Annotated in this window: 3 protein-coding genes; all 3 read left to right on the top strand. The window is 68.9% G+C overall.

What is annotated here, in order from left to right; all coding sequences use genetic code 11:
• Positions 1 to 209: 209 nt before the first annotated feature.
• The 3 genes from ACWD6R_RS40015 (at position 210) to ACWD6R_RS40005 (ending at position 3,711) form a co-directional block, all read left to right on the top strand.
• Positions 210 to 1,151: a serine/threonine-protein kinase gene (locus ACWD6R_RS40015; protein ID WP_451823263.1), complete on the top strand. Its 942-nt coding sequence runs from the start codon at positions 210 to 212 to the stop codon at positions 1,149 to 1,151.
• 97 nt (positions 1,152 to 1,248) lie between these two features.
• The gene (locus tag ACWD6R_RS40010) at positions 1,249 to 2,502 is read left to right on the top strand and encodes a protein kinase domain-containing protein (protein ID WP_451823262.1); all 1,254 of its coding nucleotides are present in this window, start codon (positions 1,249 to 1,251) and stop codon (positions 2,500 to 2,502) included.
• A gap of 135 nt (positions 2,503 to 2,637) precedes the next feature.
• Positions 2,638 to 3,711: an SNF2-related protein gene (locus ACWD6R_RS40005; protein ID WP_451823261.1), complete on the top strand. Its 1,074-nt coding sequence runs from the start codon at positions 2,638 to 2,640 to the stop codon at positions 3,709 to 3,711.
• Positions 3,712 to 3,778 lie beyond the last annotated feature (67 nt).

Here is a 3,778-nt window from a genome sequence, read left to right as displayed (position 1 = left end):
ACGTTCCGCCGCCGTCACCAACTTGAGGCCAGGAGGCACCACTTCCGCCGACGCATGCGCCTCCAGATGATGCAGATCTAGCCCTGTAGTACTAGGCGGGTCGGCATCCCAGCGGCGGCCGCAGTACTGGCAGGCTACTACGCACATTGACTTTGTTCACAGACTCGACTTGTAGCGTCACTGTGTAAATCATGTGGAGGGTGGGAAATATGCAGACGTTCGCACCGGGAATGGTGCTGCGTGACCGGTACCGGCTCGAGTCCGTGCTCGGCCGAGGCGTGATGGGACAGGTGTGGCAGGGGCGCGACCTCTACCTGGAGCGGCCCGTGGCGGTGAAGACCATCGCGTCGGAACTGCTGGCCGTTCCCCGGAGCCGCGACGAAGCACTGGCCCGCTTCAAACGGGAGGCTCAGGCCGCCGCCTGCCTCGACCATTCCAACATCACCACCGTGCACGACGCATCGATCACCCACGACATCTGCTGTCTGGTGATGCAGCTGGTCGACGGAACGACCCTGGAGTACCTCTTCGACCAGCAGCAGGACGAACGGTTCGACGTGCCCACGGCAGCCGCCGTTGCCGCACAGCTGTGCGCCGGGCTGTCGGCCGCCCACGCCGCCGACCTGGTTCACCGTGACCTCAAGACGCAGAACGTCATGGTGCGGCGGGACGGCGTCGTCAAGATCCTCGACTTCGGCCTGGTCAAATCCCTCGCGGACGTGGACCCGCGCCTGACCATGACCGGGGAGGGCATCGGCAACATCCTCTGTGCCTCGCCCGAACTGCTCTCCGGCCGCGGCCGTCTCGACGGCCGCAGCGACCTCTATGCGGTGGGCTGCCTCCTGCACCACATGCTCACCGGCGCTCCGCCCTTCTCCACCGATCAGCCCGCACTCCTTGCTTCCCGGCATCTGACAGCGCCCCCTCCCCTCATCGCGGAATCAGGGGTGGATGTGCCGGTCTCGCTTCAGGAACTGGTGACTGCCCTGCTCGCCAAGCGCCCGGAGGACCGCCCTTCCTCCGCCACCGAGGTCTATGTGGCCCTCGCGCCCCATCTGCCGGGGCCGGATCCCGCGGCGGCCGCCCGCCACGGCCTCCCCGAGGACCCGCGCCGCCCGTTCCTCGTCCCGCAGGGGCCGCAGCCCTTGTGATCGGTGAGAGGATGGTGCGGCCGATCGGGTGCGCCGCACTGCCCCGGTCGTAGGGGTGTGACAGGCGCCGCCGGCGCCGGAACTGGGGACGGGCGCAATGCGGCGAAGCCTTGGGCGGTACGAGCTCACACACGAGCTGGGCCGGGGAGGCATGGGCGTCGTATGGGCAGCGCGCGACCGCGACAACGGGCGTGAAGTGGCCGTCAAGCTCCTCGCCCCACGGGGGTACGGCTCCGAACTCACGACCTTGGAGCGGCGGTTCCTTCGGGAGGCACGCCTCACCAGCCGCCTGAACCATCCCGGTATCCCCGTCGTTTACGACCACGGCAGCGACGACGGAGAGCTGTACCTCGTCATGGAGCTCGTCCCGGGCCGTGCGCTGGACGCGGTGCTCAAGGACGAAGGAACGCTGGATGTCGAACGAGCCGCAGGCGTCGCGCAGGGTGTCGCCGACGTCCTGGCGTACGCACACGGCCAGGGCGTCGTGCACCGCGACCTCAAGCCGTCGAATCTGATGATCACGCCCTCCGGCGAGATCAAAGTCCTGGACTTCGGTGTCGCGGCTGCCCTGGAGCCGCGTCCCGGCGAGACCCGCTTCACCGCCGCCAACGCCACACCCGGCACCGTCGTCTACATGGCACCTGAACAAGCCGTCGGCAGAACCGTGCCCGCGAGCGACCTCTACTCACTCGGCTGCGTCCTGTACGAACTGCTCGCCGGGAAGCCGCCCTTCACGGACGGCAGTCTCTTCATGCTGTACCACCAGCATGCGAACGAGCCCGTGCCGCCGCTCTCCGGTCACCGCCCCGGTATACCCACCGGCCTGAAGAAGCTGGTGGCCGGCCTGCTCGAAAAGAAGCCGGAGGGCCGGCCCGGTTCGGCGGCCGAGGTGCGTGCGCTGCTCGCCGCCTGGGCTCCCGCTCCGGCCGCGAGCGTGCTCACGCACCCGAGACTGGCCGAAGTCGCGGCCCTCCGCCGCTCCGGCCGCCCCGCCCACGCGCTGGAGGAATATCAGGAACTCCTCGCCACCCCCGGTCTCGGACGCGCGGACTTCCTCGCCGCCCGCGTCGGGGCCGCCCTGTGTGCCGGAGCGCTCGGCCGCACCCGCGAGGCCCTCGACGAGCTGAAGTCCGTCCTCGCCGAGCAGCGCAGCCTCCTCGGACCGGCGGACGCCGCCGTACTGGACACGCGCTACGAGATCGCGGTCCTTCTCGTGCGCACGGGAGAGCGCCATCCTGCCGTGGAGCTGCTGCGCCGCCTGGTCGACGACGAGGAGCGCATCCTGGGCGCGGACGATCCGCGCCGAGGCCGATCGCGAGCCCTCCTGGAGCGGCTCGCCCGCATGTCCTGACGGTAGATCAAACCCCCGTTTGTAATCTCTGTTCACAGTAATGAGTGCGTGTTACTCTGTGGCTGCATCGTTCGGGTGGGAGGCAGGACACTGCCTACGGACGACAGCAGGAGAGACCGAGGGGGAACAGCGCCGATGACGCCAGCAGTCCAGCGCGAGAGCGAGCGGACCAGTGCCGAGGAGCTTCCGGAGGAGGGAAAGCTCGTCGAGGTACGCGGACAGTCCTGGGTCGTGGCCCGCGTCGAACCCTCCGCGGCCGGCGGTGAACACGGCGGGCGCAAGGCTGCCACCCTCGTCCACCTCCAGTCCGTTGCTGACGGCCGCTTCGGAGACACCCTCTCCGTCATCTGGGAGGTTGAGCCGGGCCGTCGCGTACTGCCCGCAGGCTCCCTCCCTGACGCCTCGACAGGCCAGTACGACCCGCCGTCGCGCCTTGCCGCATTCCTCGACGCCGTCCGCTGGTCGGCCGTCGCCTCTGCCGACGCCAAGACTCTGCAGGCACCCTTCCGCTCCGGCGTAGCCGTCGAGCCGTACCAGCTGGAACCGGTCTCCCGCGCCCTCGGTGCTCCCCGCGTCAACCTCCTCCTCGCCGACGACGTCGGCCTCGGCAAGACCGTCGAGGCCGGGCTCGTCGCGCAGGAACTGCTGCTGCGCGGCCGGGCCCGGCGCATCATGGTCGTCTGTCCCGCAGGACTCACCCTCAAGTGGCGCGACGAGATGGCGGAGAAGTTCGGCCTGGACTTCACCATCGTCAACTCTGAGCACTGCGCCCGCCTCCGCCGCACTCATGGCACTGCGGCCAATCCCTTCCGTGTGCACCCGCTGACCATCGTGTCCCTGCCCTGGCTGCGCGGCACGAAGGCCCAGCGCCTCCTCGACGAGGTCATCGGCGCCCCGGAGGAAACCAGCAACGGTGATCACAAGCGTTTCTTCGACCTGCTCGTCCTCGACGAGGCCCATCACGTCGCCCCGTCCGCACCCAAGCAGGTGTACGCCGTCGACTCCCAGCAGACCAAGCTGATCCGGCGCCTCGTCCCGCACTTCGAGCACCGCCTGTTCCTCTCCGCCACCCCGCACAACGGGTATCCCGAGTCGTACACCGCGCTCCTGGAACTGATCGACGACCAGCGCTTCGCGCGTGGCATGGACCCCGACAAGGAAGCGCTGAAGGACACCGTCGTACGGCGTCTGACCCGAATCCGTAGGTAGTGGCCGATGCTCCGTCAGGTGACGGGGCTTCGGTCGTTTCGGGCTGGTGAGCGAGGTGGGGGCAGGC

This window comes from Streptomyces sp. NPDC005151 (genome assembly GCF_053599875.1).
Note: the sequence above shows the minus strand (reverse complement) of the source record. Positions and strands in the feature narration are given on the sequence as shown.